The sequence below is a fragment of the Photorhabdus sp. CRCIA-P01 genome, from assembly GCF_003545805.1.
In the GTDB taxonomy this organism is placed as follows: domain Bacteria; phylum Pseudomonadota; class Gammaproteobacteria; order Enterobacterales; family Enterobacteriaceae; genus Photorhabdus; species Photorhabdus antumapuensis.
In genome coordinates this window covers 68275-84358 of sequence record NZ_NMQR01000019.1, presented here as the reverse complement: position 1 = coordinate 84358, position 16084 = coordinate 68275, and the positions used below count along the sequence as shown (strand labels likewise).

The 16084-nt window shown below is 43.4% G+C and carries 12 protein-coding genes; 2 read left to right on the top strand and 10 right to left on the bottom strand.

The window, feature by feature from the left end:
* The coding region (locus D3222_RS13125; protein WP_232832511.1) for a filamentous hemagglutinin N-terminal domain-containing protein at positions 1 to 1352 on the bottom strand (1352 nt) is incomplete at its 3' end.
* 1723 nt (positions 1353 to 3075) lie between these two features.
* A complete protein-coding gene (locus D3222_RS13120; protein ID WP_118986570.1) occupies positions 3076 to 3690 on the bottom strand; it encodes a LysE family translocator in 615 nt (204 codons plus the stop codon).
* A 178-nt stretch (positions 3691 to 3868) separates the two neighbouring features.
* Between D3222_RS13120 and folA the strand changes: the two genes are divergently transcribed.
* Positions 3869 to 4354 carry a type 3 dihydrofolate reductase gene (gene folA / locus D3222_RS13115; protein ID WP_118986569.1) on the top strand — a complete coding sequence of 162 codons (486 nt, stop codon included), beginning with the start codon at positions 3869 to 3871 and terminating at the stop codon, positions 4352 to 4354.
* A gap of 55 nt (positions 4355 to 4409) precedes the next feature.
* On the opposite strand, the gene apaH is transcribed toward folA, so the two are convergent.
* From apaH to lptD, 6 genes are all read right to left on the bottom strand, one after another.
* Positions 4410 to 5225, bottom strand: coding sequence for a bis(5'-nucleosyl)-tetraphosphatase (symmetrical) ApaH (gene apaH, locus D3222_RS13110; protein ID WP_118986568.1), 816 nt, complete (start codon positions 5223 to 5225; stop codon positions 4410 to 4412).
* Between the two features lie 2 nt (positions 5226 to 5227).
* Entirely contained in the window at positions 5228 to 5605 is a 378-nt protein-coding gene (gene apaG, locus D3222_RS13105; protein WP_118986567.1) for a Co2+/Mg2+ efflux protein ApaG, read from the bottom strand.
* A 12-nt stretch (positions 5606 to 5617) separates the two neighbouring features.
* Positions 5618 to 6436: a 16S rRNA (adenine(1518)-N(6)/adenine(1519)-N(6))-dimethyltransferase RsmA gene (rsmA, locus tag D3222_RS13100; RefSeq protein WP_118986566.1), complete on the bottom strand. Its 819-nt coding sequence runs from the start codon at positions 6434 to 6436 to the stop codon at positions 5618 to 5620.
* Entirely contained in the window at positions 6429 to 7448 is a 1020-nt protein-coding gene (gene pdxA, locus D3222_RS13095) for a 4-hydroxythreonine-4-phosphate dehydrogenase PdxA (protein ID WP_118986565.1), read from the bottom strand. The genes rsmA and pdxA overlap by 8 nt, the downstream gene beginning before the upstream one ends.
* Positions 7426 to 8727 carry a peptidylprolyl isomerase SurA gene (gene surA / locus D3222_RS13090; RefSeq protein ID WP_118986564.1) on the bottom strand — a complete coding sequence of 434 codons (1302 nt, stop codon included), beginning with the start codon at positions 8725 to 8727 and terminating at the stop codon, positions 7426 to 7428. Before surA ends, pdxA begins: the two co-directional genes overlap by 23 nt.
* A 69-nt stretch (positions 8728 to 8796) precedes the next feature.
* Entirely contained in the window at positions 8797 to 11121 is a 2325-nt protein-coding gene (gene lptD, locus D3222_RS13085) for an LPS assembly protein LptD (protein WP_118986563.1), read from the bottom strand.
* 184 nt (positions 11122 to 11305) lie between these two features.
* Here lptD and djlA point away from each other — a divergent pair, with 184 nt between their 5' ends.
* A complete protein-coding gene (gene djlA / locus D3222_RS13080) occupies positions 11306 to 12127 on the top strand; it encodes a co-chaperone DjlA (protein ID WP_118986562.1) in 822 nt (273 codons plus the stop codon).
* Between the two features lie 235 nt (positions 12128 to 12362).
* On the opposite strand, the gene rluA is transcribed toward djlA, so the two are convergent.
* Both rluA and rapA read right to left on the bottom strand, forming a co-directional pair.
* Entirely contained in the window at positions 12363 to 13013 is a 651-nt protein-coding gene (rluA, locus tag D3222_RS13075) for a bifunctional tRNA pseudouridine(32) synthase/23S rRNA pseudouridine(746) synthase RluA (protein ID WP_118986561.1), read from the bottom strand.
* 96 nt (positions 13014 to 13109) lie between these two features.
* Complete coding sequence (gene rapA / locus D3222_RS13070) at positions 13110 to 16016, bottom strand: RNA polymerase-associated protein RapA (protein WP_118986560.1); 2907 nt, start codon at positions 16014 to 16016, stop codon at positions 13110 to 13112.
* Positions 16017 to 16084: the final 68 nt, after the last annotated feature.

Sequence of the window (16084 nt, the reverse complement as noted above, 5' to 3'; positions counted from 1 at the left end):
CCAAAATCAACACGCCCAAACCATTTCTTAGGCAGTGGCGTTATTAATTCGGCTTCATGAATAACCGGGTTTCCAAAATCACAGGTTTCCGTTTCATGAACAATCCTGTTTTTATCTGTTGAATCGGGTATTAACTCCTTGTTCTTAACAATAAAAACATCACGCGCATTATTAAGTTTTTGGGTCCTGACAACCAAATCCCCCTTCACGGTTTTTATCGTCGCAGATCTATTCTCGACTAATTGACCTTTATTTCCCTGAGCATCTTTCTGTATCCACATATTATCGTTGGCTTGTAGCAAGGCTTTATCACCGCTATTACGCACGGTATCACCCCATATCCGCATATCCCGATCTGCGGTTACACTGCCTTTATTATCCAGCGTGGTATTTTCCAGCGTCATATCCCGTCCCGCTTGCACTGTAATATTGGGTGCAATGTGGGTCTCTTTGCCAATAATATTCAGGTCCGTTTTAGCCTTAATATTTCCCAGTTCAATTTTGCCATTGGCGTTTAAAGTTATATCACGCTGGTCACTGGTTAATTCTTTTAAATTAACGCCCACGCCATCTTCAGTGGCAATCAAGCGGATTTTATTGGCATACATGCCACCTAATGCTTTGGTGTCAACGGCTAATTGTGGTTTAGCACCTTCACCAGCGACAGGTTTAACTGTGCCGTCTTTTAAACTGATTCGGTTGGCGCCTTGCGTCAGGGACAGATTATTCGCCTGAATTTTGCCATTTAATTCCGTCGCCCGGCTGATAATATCGACATAATCCGTCGCCTTGCCCTCCAGCCCTTTACCGCCAATAGTAATCTGGCCTTTTTTAACCTCTAATGCTTCCAACGCGCCCTGTTTATCAAATTGGGGTTTACCCGTGGTCAGTGTGGCACTGGCCGTATTAATAAAACCACAGCCATCACAGGTAATGCCATTAGGGTTGGCAATCATCACATTGGCTTTATTGCCGAAAATCTCTAATTGGCCTTGCAGGTTAGATTGTCCGCTGCCGGTCACTTCATTAATAATCAGTTCCGCCGATTTTCCATTCAAGTTAGGATTAGCATTAAGTTGCCCGGCCAGTTGCGATTGAGCCGCTTGAGTGGCGTTATTGAGTACGGCGCCTGGAGTGGCGACATTGAACTCTTTATAGGTGTTGTGAGATATCCCCGCGTCATTCGGCGTGGCAATATTCACCACCGGGACATCGCCCTGATTTTGTACCTGCGTATGGTGATTGTCCGGTGTTATTCCCGCAGCAATCGCCGGGTGGAGTGGCTGAATTGCCGTCAGGTAAATTAAAAGATAACTCGTGCCTCTCGCCACGGAGTTGCTGCGTTTACTCATCGTACTTTCCCTTTTGTTTACTTTAAGTGTGACAAAGTCAGTGAGACTGACCAATAAGTGACCCGGTTCTGCGGTCAGGCTGCGGTGAGAAAATGGTCATCTTTCCACAGGAAATATTGATGATTTAATAGTTACATCATTAAACCATTCTAATGTGTAATTAATTGACTGTCAGAATGAATGGTATGAAATGTGATCAGAGATCGGTTTTTTAATCCTGATAATGGGGAATCTGTTATATTAAATGCCGGAAAATCACGATAAGGATGGGGATGGGGATGTTGTTTCCTTACGCCAGCCCTGACTCTTTCGGTTTTTGCGTGAGGGTAATTGGCAATCGAGCCAGGACGAGCTCCTTCACGATGAAAAGACCAGTAAAAATTTAATCATTAAAGGTAAAAGGCCCTGATTAAAGATTGTTTAAAGCAGGTAAAAAACTCAATGCTATACCGATATTGGAAGAGAAAATGTCAGGAAAAACAGGTTTAAGTTGATAAATGCGGTGACCAAATGACAGCGTTAACCCAATAATAAGAATATGAGATTCTATTAAAACCTTTTACAGGATTAACTATACCTTTCATCTTTCAAGCTGCTGCTTTGTTGGCTACTTTCACTCACCCCAGTCACATAGTTATCTATGCTCCTGGGGATTCGTTCACTTGCCGCCGCGCTGCAACTCGAAATCTATTAGGTATATATTAAGCAAATCGGCATCCATTAATGCCAGATTTTTAAAAGGGACAGAATGATTAAAAACAGTTTATTCCTTTTCGTATTTTAGACGATGCTATCCTCAGATTATTCTATATTTATTTAACTTGACATGGTCATTTAAAAGTGAAAATACAGAGAGATTAAGGCTTTTATATAAGTGGCGAGTTTAACACAGTAAGGAAATTTTTTAGTCAGAAAGTTAATTGCATTTAATCGAAGTCCATTAATCATGAATAGAGAGTTGAAAAGAAATCAGCAAACAAAAGAATACTATTTGTAAAGGCTGATATTCAGGTGCTTTCTCGCCATCATTTCATAAAATAATTCAATAAAAAAATAGATAAAATGGCTAATTAGACAGAGTTTACGCCCTGAAAAAGAAGGGAATTATCCTAAAAAACATAAAGGGGTATCTTTACATTATCAGGCCATTTACTGGCTGATTTATAAAGATAAATAAAGAGTGATGAGTGATTAGAATCGCTTAGGATTGCCAGTAAATCTTATCGTAAACGATATGATTGTGATGGAAAAATAAAAAAATTAAAAACAGAGTTAGTCTTAATGCGAGTTTGTAAATCGTGAATAAAAAAACAGAATGAATGATTAACGTTCGTTAAACGTAAAATACGATATACCATGATGATTAAACTTAATAAAAAAACAGTGTCAAAAATGGTAAAAAATCGTTAAAACTTTATACCATTAAACCCAAGCATTAAAATAATGACTTTTAGTCACAGTTTAAAACCTGCTTATCAAAGTGATTAATGAAAAAATTGGCTTTGTTAATGCTTATCTACTCCGGAAAAAGGGTAAAAAGGAGCTGGATTTAATAACGTTTTCGACCGATGAATAAATTTTTTCATGAACCAATTAAATAATTGATTGTAAAAACTGGAATAATAAAATCTCTGAACAAATCAGAGCTGGATTTTGAGGTGCGCTCTGTTAAGCGCACTTTTTTATACTTATTGAAAACTTAAAGGGAAGGAATCACTGTCTGTTATCCCAGTGCTACTTTGACACCTAATCCAATCAAAACGATGCCTAGTAGTTTATCGATAATCTTCTGAGCTTTAGCTAATCCGCGGCGTACCGGCGCACTCTGGATCAATATGACTAACAGTGGCCAATAGATGACCGACAATCCCAAGATAATAGAGGCATACCACAATTTCTCACTAACACCAGAATTGACATTTAGCAACTGAGTAAATATTGCCAGGAAGAACAATGTTGCTTTGGGATTGAGCAAATTACATAAGAACCCCTGCATAAATGCTTTTTTGAAAGTAACAATCTGCTGTGGTTGATCATCAAAAGTGAGAGTATTCCCACCGCGAGAAAGCAGGCTATTGATCCCAATCCAAATAAGATAAGCCGCTCCGGCATATTTCATCAGATTAAATAGCCACGGCGTTGTGGTGATAACAATAGCTAACCCGGCGACGCAATAAGCCATATGGCAAGTGATAGCGGCGATTAAGCCCGCTACTGTCATCATGGCGGCAGAACGTTGGTAACGTATGGCATTTTTGACTACCAAAAAGAAATCGGGGCCGGGAGAGAGCATGCCCAATGTTGAGATAGTGATGACGACCAGTGATGTTTCTAGCATAATGTACCCTATAGTTAATATTAGCTTTGTTATTATTTTGATCAATAAATGTCTTAAGTAATAAACCAAGTATAAATTAATCTTTTGTACTTAAGAAAGCGTTGAGCCTATCGACTGGGTACATCCCTTTCCGTATAGTGTCATCAATTTTTATACTATTTGCCTATAAGGTGGCTTAATGAATATCAGCTTGATCGCTGCTTTAGCTATGGATCGGGTTATCGGCATGGAGAATAAAATGCCGTGGAATCTGCCGGGGGATCTGGCCTGGTTTAAACGTAATACATTGAATAAACCCATTATTATGGGGCGAGTGACTTATGAATCCATCGGTCACCCGTTACCGGGAAGACTCAATATTGTATTGAGTAATCAGCCGGGTAATGATGAGCGTGTCACTTGGGTAAGTTCAGTTGATGAAGCATTGGCTGTGGTGGGTGATGCAGAAGAGGTTATGGTCATGGGCGGTGGTAAAGTTTATGACCAATTTATTTCACAAGCGAGTCGTATGTACCTGACACACATTGATGCAGAGGTGATAGGTGATACGCACTTTCCTGACTATGAACCGGATGAATGGGATTCTGAATTTACTGAATACCATGATGCCGATGAATTCAATTCTCACAGCTATTGTTTTGAGATTTTACAACGCCGTCTTTAATTGATAGAACACGCCGATGAGTTTTTTCACGGCGTGCCTGGCTTTAATGCTGTTTTTACTGCGGTAACGATGATTGTGTAAAATATTGTTTATCTTCCCAACGTAACATCGTCAGTTGTCCCCCCCAGCAGCAACCTGTATCCAATGCATAAAATCTTTCTGAGGCTCCCTGACCTTCCAGTGATGCCCAGTGACCGAAAACAATAGAGTATTCTGCTGGGATCTGCTGTGGCAGCTTAAACCAGGGCTTTAATGGCGCGGGAGCACTTTCGGGTTTATCTTTGCAAAGCATATCCAACTGACCATTTGGAAAACAGTAACGCATCCGTGTCAATGCATTGGTACTGAAACGTAAGCGTGCCAGTCCAGAGAGTTCCGGTGACCAGTTATTCGGCATATCCCCATACATTGAATTGAGAAACAGAGGATAGCTGCTACTATTGAGCATGATTTCAACTTCGCCAGCGCATATTTTAGCTGTTTCCAGATCCCATTGGGGCGTAATACCCGCATGTGTCATGACCAGTTTCAGATCATCGTCGCACTGTAATAGCGGTTGTTTGCGTAGCCAATTAATTAATTCGTCTGCATCTGGAGCGGACAGTAATTCATTAATTTTATCTTTAGGTTTATTACGGCTGATCCCGGCATAAACGCCTAATAGATGAAGATCATGATTGCCTAATACTATTTTTGCGGCTAAACCTAACTGTTTAACATATCGCAGAACTTCAAGAGAATTTGGACCACGGGCAACTAAGTCTCCTGTCAGCCATAATGTATCCTTTTTGGGATCGAAATTGGCTTTAGTTAATAAAATTCGTAATTCATGATAGCAGCCATGAATATCACCGATAAGATAGGTAGACATAATTAATTAATCAGAGTTGGGATAGCCAAACGGAAAACCGGAATGGCAACGCGGAATGGATCACCATTGTGATCGACCATTTCATAATGGCCTTGCATCGTGCCTAAAGGCGTTTCCAATATAGCACCACTGGTGTAACGGTATTCTGTACCAGGCAGAATTATGGGTTGTTCACCAACAACGCCTTCCCCCTGAACTTCAGTCTGGTGACTGTTACTGTTGGTAATTAGCCAATAACGGTTGATTAACTGAACCGGTTCGCGCCCAAGATTACGGATAGTGATTGTATAGGCAAAAACGAAACGTTGTTGCTCGGGATACGATTGGCTCTCTACATAAACACTTTGTACCTGAATAGAAACTCTGGGCGCATTAATCATGGTTGACTCCTGTTATGACTGCATTTCAGGTTGTTCCGATAACCAGTTTGCCATTTTGCAGTATTGCTCAACAGAAATATTCTCTGCGCGTGTACCTGGGTTGATACCAAGTTCTGTGAGCTGTTCTACAGTGAAAAGATCACCGAGGCTGTTACGGATAGTTTTCCGCCGTTGGTTGAAAGCCTGAGTAGTGATCCGGCTTAGCATACGAATATTTTTGACCGGGTGAGGTATGCTTTTGTGTGGTATCAGACGTACAACGGCTGAATCGACTTTAGGTGCGGGAGTAAACGCGTTTGGCGGTACTTCCAGCACTGGGATAACCTGACAATAATATTGGGCCATGACACTCAAACGTCCGAAAGCTTTGCTACCGGGGCCTGCTACCAGGCGGTTTACTACCTCTTTTTGCAACATAAAATGCATATCAGCAATAGCATTAGTATAGCTGAAAAGGTGAAACATCAACGGCGTGGAAATATTGTAAGGTAAATTACCAAAGACTCGCAGCGGCAACTCTCTTTGTTGAGACAATTCGCTAAAATTAACGGTCATTGCATCTTGCTGGATAATGGTCAGCTTATCTTTTAATTGCGGATGAATTTGCAGACGTGCAGCTAAATCGCGGTCGAGTTCAACCACGGTCATTTTATCCATGCGCTCACCAACCGGTTCTGTCAATGCGCCAAGACCGGGGCCGATTTCCAGCACTGCCTGGCCGGGTTGTGGATTGATAGCGGTAACAATACTATCAATGACAAACTGATCGGTTAAAAAGTTTTGCCCGAAGCGTTTACGGGCGAAGTGCCCTTGGTGGACTCTATTATTCATTACTGTTTTGTATCATTTTAATTGCTAAATTCAATGCGGTGATAAAGCTTCCCACATCAGCTTGACCTGTACCAGCCAGTTCCAATGCTGTGCCATGATCGACAGAAGTACGGATAAACGGCAGGCCCAATGTAATATTCACTGCTCTGCCAAAACCTTGATATTTTAACACGGGTAGTCCCTGATCGTGATACATCGAGAGAATGGCGTCTGCATGTTGAAGATATTTAGGCTGGAACAGGGTATCTGCCGGCAAAGGTCCTTCTAATATAAGACCTTCTGCTCTCAGACTTTCTAACACGGGAATAATGACATCAATCTCTTCCCGCCCCATATGACCACCTTCTCCTGCATGGGGATTCAGACCACAAACATAAATACAGGGTGTTGCCAGGCCAAACTTTGTTTTTAAGTCATGGTTAAGAATAGTAATCACTTCCCGCAGACTATCGAAAGTGATGGACTTTGGTACATCAACAATAGGTAGATGAGTCGTTGCCAAGGCAACCCGAAGTTCTTCTGTCGCAAGCATCATGACGACTCGTTGGCATCCACTGCGATCGGCAAAGAATTCGGTATGGCCAATAAAAGGCACGCCGGCATTATTGATATTCCCTTTATGAACCGGCCCTGTGACTAATGCTGAAAATTCCCCGTTTAAACAACCGTCACAAGCTTGTGCCAGTGTTTCGATGACATATCCGCCATTTTCTTGATTCAATTCGCCGGCGATTGCGGGTACATGAAGAGGAACTGGCAGTATTGTCAACGTCCCGGCAGCTTGTGGTTCGGGGGTTTTGTTAGCGGAATATTCTTGTAGTTGCAAAGGCAAATTAAGTTGTCTGGCTCTATCGAGAAGCAGGTTGGGGTCCGCACAAGCGACCAACCGCATTGGCCAACTTTGTTGAGCAAGAGCAATCGTTAAATCAGGCCCAACCCCGGCAGGCTCGCCGGGGGTAATAACAATTGGTTTATTGATAATAATTGGTTTATTGTTGTGCATCGCTGCCATCTAAAATTTTCACATAAGCTGAGGCGCGTTGTTCCTGCATCCAGCTTTGTGCTTCTTCGGTGAATTTACGGTTGAACAACATACGGTAAGCACGATCTTTCTGAGCAGCATCTGTTTTATCAACTTTGCGAGTGTCCAGTAATTGAATCAGATGCCAACCAAAAGATGAGTGAACAGGCTGGCTGATTTCACCTTTATTCAGTCGCATTAACGCGTCACGGAAAGCAGGATCGTAGATATCAGGGGTACTCCAGCCGAGATCACCACCACGCAGGGCAGAGCCTGGATCGTCTGAAAACCTTTTTGCGGCATCGGCAAAATCGGTTTTTCCGCTGCGAATATTACTGGAGATTTGCTGCAACTTGGTGCGTGCCTGATCATCGGTCATGACAGGGGAAGTTCTCAATAGAATATGGCCGGCGTGAACTTCGGTAACGGCGATGGTTGGATTACCGCCACGGATATCATTGACTTTGAGAATATGGAAACCAACACCGGAACGGATTGGGCCAACAATAGCTCCTTTCTGAGCTGATTGCAGTTGTTCGGCAAACAGGGTTGGTAATTCCTCAAGTCTACTCCAACCCATATTACCGCCTTTCAGCGCTTGTGGATCAGCAGAGTAGGCGATAGCCAATTTACCGAAATCAACGCCATGTTTAAGTTCAGACATAATTTTCCGCACTACCGACATGGCTTTTTCCATTTGTGCCTGATCAGGATTTTCTGGCAATGGGATCAGAATGTGGCTGGTATTCAGTTCGGTATCGTTAGTATTCTGGTTGCTAATTTGTTTAACTAAGGCGTCGATCTCTTGAGGCAAAATGGTGACACGACGGCGAACTTCATTATTGCGCACTTCTGCTATCAGCATCTCTTTACGGATCTGATCTCGGTAAGTATCGAAACTCATTCCGTCAGTAGCAATGCGATGTTTCATTTGATCCACAGTGATATGGTTCTGGGTTGCAATATTGGCAATGGTAGAATCCAATGCTTGAGCAGGAATGGTGATCCCCATCTGTTTTGCCATTTGTAGCAGGATATTATCCATAATCAGACGCTCAAGGATCTGATGACGAAGTATTTGTTCGTCCGGTATTTGCTGGCCGGCATGTTGCGCATCCAGTTTGACAGATTGTAAGCGGTTGTTGATGTCGCTCTCCAGTACCACCCCGTTATTAACAACCGCAGCAATTTTATCCATTTGCTGAGGTGCGGCGAAGGCAGTAGTCACTGAAAACATCAATCCGAAAATGAGCGTTCTCCAGTTCTTCATACTTTTCCCATCATATGTAGGTTCCGCAATAGCGGATTTATCGTGTTTAATATCAAAATGTTATTGGCATCAAAATGCACGTTGGTATGGCATGATGCCAGACTTCAACATTTTCTTGCTACCAAGACTATGATTGTTACTTAAGCCCCGGAGTTCAAAGTTAAATGACCATTTGTTGTCATATTCGCTATTGTTGTCTTTCCAACCAACGATCTTGCGTTCATAGCCAACGTTAACTGCCCAGCAACAAGTGTTGTACTGCAAGCCCACTAATTGACTTGCGGGTTGCTGTTTTTTGGTATCGTAGTAGTAAGCACCTACTAAACCCCAGCGATCACTTAACGGCCAACTTGCAACCAGACCGATTTGAGAAATCCCTTGCTGGAAAGCTGGAGCACTCTTGGCTGTAGCTTGGATATAATCTCTGTCAACAAAACGATAGTTCAACTGTACAAGTCGGTCTTCATCACGGCGATATTCTAGTACTGCATTTCCCATCGTTACGTTGCTCAGGCGAGTATCGTACTGCATACCACCTTTCAAGCCCCAGGAATCATTAATTTTCCAGTAAGTATCACCTGCCCAAGTCATCATGCCGGTACTATCTTTGCTGTTGATGATGGTTTCTTTACCGGTGCGTGGACGTTCAAAGTAATAGATTTGACCTAATGACAGGTTAAAACGTTCAACTAGACCTTCATCATAAAGGCGGGTAGTGAGACCGGTAGTGACTTGATTGGCCGATGAAATACGGTCCAGGCCACCATAAAAACGGTCACGGAACAGGCCATTATAGTCAGTTTGCAGTAAAGATGAGTCGAAGTTATTGATATTATCTTGGTCTTTGTATGGCACATACAGATACTGAACCTGCGGTTCTAGCGTTTGGGTGTAATTGCTGTTCAGGTACGTTGAACGCTCAAATACCATTTTGGCTTCGCTTTTGAACTGTGGCAAAACCCGGTTAACAGATTCTTTATATTCAGCATTCTCAAGAGCTTTAGGAATATCCTGCTGATAGTGAGTTGCCATCAGCTTAACTTCATTATTCATACTGGCCCAGCCATTGGAGAGTGGCAGGTTAATGGAGGGTTCCAGATGCCAGCGGGTTGCTTCCGGGTTATTTTTACCTACACTGGTAAATTTCGCCGCCTGACCATAAACTCTAAGGTCAAATGGCCCCAGATCGTTTTTGTAATAATTCAGATCTAACTGTGGTTCTGCTCTGTAAGCTTTTCTACTGGTATCTTTAGAAAAAATCTGGAACTGTTTAGTTGATAGCGTGGCATTCCAGTTCTGTTGAGCATAGCCCAGACTGAATTTTTGTGTGGCATAGCCATCGGTGGTAGAACCATATTGGGAGCTGAAATCAGAAAAATATTCGGGATCACTGACTTTGGTATAGTCGATATTAAAACGCCATACCCTATCCATCACACCACTGTGTCTCCAATAAAATAACCAGCGATTATCACTTTCTCTGGCGGTACGTGTGTTTGTCTTTTTGTCTTTGACATACTGCTCGTCGTTATTCAGCCAGTCGAGAGCAAGGGTACCTGTGCCTGCTTTGGTTAAGTAACGGAATTCATTATCCAGTTTTAAACCACGTTTACTGATATAGTGCGGTGTAATCGTGGCATCATAATTTGGTGCGATATTCCAGTAATAAGGCAGCACAAATTCAAAGCCGTCATTTTTGGAATAGCTGGCGTTAGGAATAAGAAAACCGGAACGGCGTTTATTACCGATCGGTAATTGAAGGTACGGACTGTAAAATACGGGAACGTTAGCCACCCTGAAACGGGCATTCCATATTTCAGCCACTTCTTCTTCGCGATCGAGAATGACTTCGGAGCCAACAACGCTCCAGCTATCATTACCCGGCAGACAAGAAGTAAAAGTGCCATTATCCAGAATGGCATAACGGTTTTCACCGCGTAGTTTCATTTTGTCTGCGGTGCCGCGTCCCTGACGCCCGACCATCTGATAATTACTCTGATACATATCGGTATCTTTATTATTTAAATTAGACCAAGCGTGTGGACCTTTCAGAATAATCTGGGGATCATCATAATGGACATTGCCCGTTGCAGTTACGGTTCTTAACGGAACTTTATCTTCTGTTTGATCAAGTTGTACCTGATCGGCGGTCAGGGTTTTATTACCCTGTTTGATATTAACATTACCGATAAATTTAGCAGAACTCGGATAATCTGCGCGTGAATCATCTGCCAGAATATTGATAGGGAGTTGATTTAAATCGCCATTAATGATTGGCTGATCATAAACAGGTATACCCAGCATACATTGCGCTGCGAGATCAGCATGTGCATGCTGACCATAAAGTGCGGCCCATACCGTTGTGGCCAGCAAAGTTGGATAACATTTCTTCATAGATATTTATGCGGTTCCGTCATCAGTGGCATTATGCCGGGCAAACCTCAAGAGACTAGCGCACTCGATGAATATGCGCCAGTGTAAAGTCATACCTTTACTTATCTTGCCGTTAGGCACGGAGCTGAATGAATAGTATGATAATGCAAAACTACACTCAGAGCATTGGTGAATTGAGGAGTATATGCATTATTGGGGAAAATTGCTTGGGCTGATCTTTGGTGTTGTGTCTGGAGCAGGCTTCTGGGGTATTGTCATTGGTCTGTTTATTGGCCATATGCTTGATAGAGCCAGTGTACGGAGAAACCAAGGTTTTTTTGCAAATAATCAGTCTCGCCAACTGTTATTTTTCAGCAGTACTTTTCAAGTGATGGGGCATATTACTAAATCAAAAGGGCGGGTGACTGAAACAGATATCCGGCTTGCGAGCCAGTTAATGGAACGAATGCAACTTCACGGACAAGCCAGGATAGCAGCACAGCAGGCTTTTCGTGAAGGTAAAGAGCCCCATTTTCCTTTGCGTGAGACATTAAGACAATTGCGTCGTGCCTGTTTTGGCCGGTCTGACTTAGTTCGCATGTTTTTGGAGATCCAGTTACAGGCGGCATTTTCTGATGGTCAATTGCATCCGAATGAGAGGAAGGTGCTGTTTATTATTGCTGATGAACTTGGGATCTCTCGTAACCAATTCGAACAATTCCTTGCCATGATGGAAGGTGGCCGCAATTTCGGTGATGGAGGAGAGTGGCAGCAGCGGCAGTATGGCGGTTATCAGAGGGCCACGCAGGGGCCAACACTCACGGACGCCTGTAAGGTGTTGGGGGTGCGTGAAAAGGATGATGCGACGACAATTAAACGTGCCTATCGTAGATTGATGAGTGAACACCATCCGGATAAGCTGGTAGCAAAAGGTTTACCACCGGAAATGATGGAGATTGCTAAACAAAAGGCTCAGTCAATTCAGGCAGCCTATGATCTCATTAAAAAAGAGAAGGGTTTTAAATAGCCCATTTTTTATTTTTAAAAACATGTCACTAAATGTATAGGGGAATAACATCCCCTACGGCTGTTGAGTTTATTTTTTATTCCTCTAAAATATTAGAATATTTTATGTTTTATTTTGTTTTAACTTAGGAGGAATGCAAAAAATGGCAAATATCCGTGTTCTTTTGGCTTGTTGTGGCTTGGCCTTGTGTCTGATATTGGCTTCATTAGATTCGGTTACCGTATTTGTCTATTAATTAAAAATCGGCTTTACACTGAAAATGCATTGGCGTTCCATAAACCGGATGTGTGATATATAACTCTTGTGCATGTAATTGCAGGCGAGGTGCCATTGCTCTTGCCTGCTGATGAGCGTAAAACCGGTCTCCCAAAATCGGGTGCTCAAGTGCTAGCATATGCACCCTGAGCTGATGTGAACGACCAGTTATCGGTGAGAGTTTTACTCGGGTTGCCTCATCTTCGTAAGCGAGTACTTCGTATTCAGTCTGGGCTGATTTCCCGGTTTCAAAACACACTTTCTGCTTTGGCCTGTTCGGCCAGTCACAAATCAGCGGTAAATCGACAAGACCAGTTTCGGGTTCCAGACGTCCCCAAACCCGTGCAATATAGGTTTTTTCCGGTTCTCGTTCACGGAACTGACGTTTCAATTCACGCTCCGCATCTTTGGTCAATGCAACTACCATTACGCCGCTGGTTGCCATATCCAGCCGGTGAACAGATTCTGTTGCCGGAAACTGTTGTTGTATCCGCGTCATAATGCTGTCTTTATGTTCTTCTGCCCGACCGGGAACAGAAAGTAGCCCACTGGGTTTATTGACCACAATGATATATTGATCCTGATAGAGCACATGTAACCAGGGATCGGTAGGAGGATTATAAGCTTCCATTGAGGCTCCGGTAGCTGAATATCAGGGGAGGAACGGGAATAGGGTTCTTAGTAAAAGCTACCCTATCCCGGCCCAGCCTCCGGGTATTGCTAATATTTACTGATGTGTAACGACAACAAGGCGAATAGCATCCAGACGCCAACTTGCCTGATTTAAGTTAAGCAGTAACTGTTGGCGATTGGATTCAATGGCTTCCAATTCATCATCACGAATATTTGGATTGACGGCCTTCAATGCTTCCAAACGGGAAAGTTCAGCAGTAAGATTTTCATCTGCTTCCTGTTTTGCTTGTTCAATCAATGATTTTGCCTGAGTTTCTACTAAACCTTCGGCCTGTTGCAAAATAGTGTGAACTTCTTTTTGTACCGCATTGACCAGTTTACTTGCAGTATGACGATTCACTGCATTAAGCTGGCGGTTAAAGCTTTCAAACTCCACTTGACCAGCCAGATCATTGCCTTTCAGGTCCATCAGTATCCGCAATGGCGTTGGTGGAAGGAAACGGGTCAATTGCAGGTGTTTAGGGGCTTGTGCTTCAACTACATAGATCAGTTCTACCAGTAGGGTTCCAACAGGTAATGCTTTATTTTTCAACAGGGATACCGCACAGCTACCCGTATCACCGGAAAGGATCAAATCCAACCCATTACGGATAATAGGATGCTCCCAACTGATAAACTGGGCATCTTCACGGGACAGTGACTGTTCACGATCAAAAGTGATAGTACAACCATCTTTTGGTAATCCAGGGAAATCCGGAACCAGCATATGATCGGATGGTGTCAGTACTATCATATTGTCATTGCGATCTTCCTGATTGATACCAACGATATCAAATAAGTTGAGAGCGAAGTTCACCAAGTCAGTATCATTATCATACTCTGAAATTTTTTCTGCTAGCTGCAAACCATTCTCGCCACCATTGGAGTTCATTTCCAGCAGCCGGTCACGGCCTTGCTCCAGTTGTTGTTTGAGTTGCTCATGTTGCTGGCGACACTGATCAATGAATTCACCAAATTTTTCCTGGTTATTGGGTTTGGCAAGGTAGTTCAGCAGAGTTTCATAATCGTGATCGTAAATAGTACGACCCGTTGGGCAAGTATGTTCGAATGCATCCAAACCTTCGTGATACCAGTGAATCAGGACTGCTTGGGCGGTATTTTCCAGATAAGGCACACTAATCTGAATATCACGGCTTTGGCCGATACGATCCAGACGTCCGATACGCTGTTCCAATAAATCCGGATTGAATGGTAAATCGAACATCACTAATTGGTTGGCGAACTGGAAGTTGCGGCCTTCTGAGCCAATTTCGGAGCATAGTAATACCTGAGCTCCTTCTTCTTCGGAAGCAAAATAGGCTGCGGCGCGATCACGTTCAATCAATGATAGACCTTCATGGAAAACAGCACCACGAATCCCTTCGCGCTCACGTAGTACCTGTTCCAATTGCAGAGCGGTGGTTGCTTTAGCACAAATTACCAGTACTTTTTCATGGCGATTTGCCATCAGAAAACCAAGTAGCCACTCTACGCGGGGATCAAAATTCCACCAGGTAGCGTTTTCGCCTTCAAACTCTTGATAAATTTGTTCTGGGTAGAGCATATCCCATGCGCGTGCTTCCAGCGATTTTTTAGCGCCCATAATATCGGAGACTTTAATGGCGGTCTGATATTGGGATGGCAGAGGCAACTTTATCTGGTGCAATTCCCGATGGGGGAAGCCTTTCACACCATTGCGGGTATTACGGAACAGAATACGGCTGGTGCCGTGGCGATCCATCATCATGGAAATCAGTTCACGTCGTGCAGTTTCACTTTCATCACTATGACTATTGGCGGCTTTCAGCAGAGGCTCAATATCCTGCTCACTAATCAACTCACCCATTAGGTTTAATTGATTATTATTAAGTTGTTCACCTGATAACAGCAGTGTGACAGCATCGGCAACAGGACGATATTTTTGTTGTTCGTCAATAAAAGCCTGATAATCGTGGAAACGGTTTGGATCAAGTAGGCGTAGACGGGCGAAATGGCTTTCCTGTCCTAGCTGCTCTGGTGTTGCAGTCAATAGCAGTACACTTGGGATCTGTTCAGCTAATTGTTCGACAACCTGATATTCACGGCTAGGAGCATCCTCGTTCCAGGCCAGATGGTGAGCTTCATCCACCACCATCAGATCCCAGTTGGCTTCAAGCATATGCTCAAAACGCTGTTTATTGCGGCGGACAAAATCCAGTGAACAGAGTACCAATTGTTCTGTTTCAAATGGGTTATCGCTATCGTGTCGTGCTTCGATATAGCGGCTATCATCAAACAGGGCAAAGCGCAAATTGAAACGGCGTAGCATTTCTACCAGCCATTGATGTTGAAGGCTATCCGGCACAATGACCAGAACACGTTCAGCACGACCGGCCAGCAATTGCTGGTGGATGATCATCCCGGCTTCGATGGTTTTACCCAAACCGACCTCATCAGCCAACAGAACCCTTGGTGCGTAGCGTTTGCCGACTTCATTAGCGATGTGAAGTTGATGAGGGATCAGGCTTGCGCGGATACCCCGCAAACCACTTTCAGCCAGTTTAAATTGTTCGCTTTGATATTTGCGGGCGCGAAAACGTAAGGCAAAGCGGTCCATGCGGTCAATCTGACCAGCAAACAAGCGATCCTGTGGCTTGTTGAAGGTGAGTTTGCTGTCGAGGAACACTTCGCGCAGACTGACATTCTCTTCCAGAGTATCAAGACGTGTACCTGTATAAATAATCAGGCCATTCTCTTGCTGGACTTCATCCACTTTGAGTTGCCAGCCTTCATGGCTGGTGACAACATCCCCCGAGTTAAACATAACGCGGGTAATAGGAGAATCATTGCGTGCGTAAAGGCGGTTTTCACCGCTGGCAGGAAAAAGCAAAGTGACCATTCGTGCGTCCAATGCAACAACGGTTCCTAATCCAAGTTCGCTTTCTGTATCGCTGATCCAGCGTTGACCGAGGGTAAATGGCATAAATTTTGACTCAGTTTCTGTTAGATAAATGTTATTTATAGGTGAAGGACGACAGCTTTTATTTGATT

What these genes read in the sequence shown, in the direction of transcription:
- D3222_RS13120 (WP_118986570.1), bottom strand. Translation starts at nt 3,690, where the DNA reads ATGCTAGAAACATCACTGGTCGTCATCACTATCTCAACATTGGGCATG.
- folA (WP_118986569.1), top strand. Translation starts at nt 3,869, where the DNA reads ATGAATATCAGCTTGATCGCTGCTTTAGCTATGGATCGGGTTATCGGC.
- apaH (WP_118986568.1), bottom strand. Translation starts at nt 5,225, where the DNA reads ATGTCTACCTATCTTATCGGTGATATTCATGGCTGCTATCATGAATTA.
- apaG (WP_118986567.1), bottom strand. Translation starts at nt 5,605, where the DNA reads ATGATTAATGCGCCCAGAGTTTCTATTCAGGTACAAAGTGTTTATGTA.
- rsmA (WP_118986566.1), bottom strand. Translation starts at nt 6,436, where the DNA reads ATGAATAATAGAGTCCACCAAGGGCACTTCGCCCGTAAACGCTTCGGG.
- pdxA (WP_118986565.1), bottom strand. Translation starts at nt 7,448, where the DNA reads ATGGCAGCGATGCACAACAATAAACCAATTATTATCAATAAACCAATT.
- surA (WP_118986564.1), bottom strand. Translation starts at nt 8,727, where the DNA reads ATGAAGAACTGGAGAACGCTCATTTTCGGATTGATGTTTTCAGTGACT.
- lptD (WP_118986563.1), bottom strand. Translation starts at nt 11,121, where the DNA reads ATGAAGAAATGTTATCCAACTTTGCTGGCCACAACGGTATGGGCCGCA.
- djlA (WP_118986562.1), top strand. Translation starts at nt 11,306, where the DNA reads ATGCATTATTGGGGAAAATTGCTTGGGCTGATCTTTGGTGTTGTGTCT.
- rluA (WP_118986561.1), bottom strand. Translation starts at nt 13,013, where the DNA reads ATGGAAGCTTATAATCCTCCTACCGATCCCTGGTTACATGTGCTCTAT.
- rapA (WP_118986560.1), bottom strand. Translation starts at nt 16,016, where the DNA reads ATGCCATTTACCCTCGGTCAACGCTGGATCAGCGATACAGAAAGCGAA.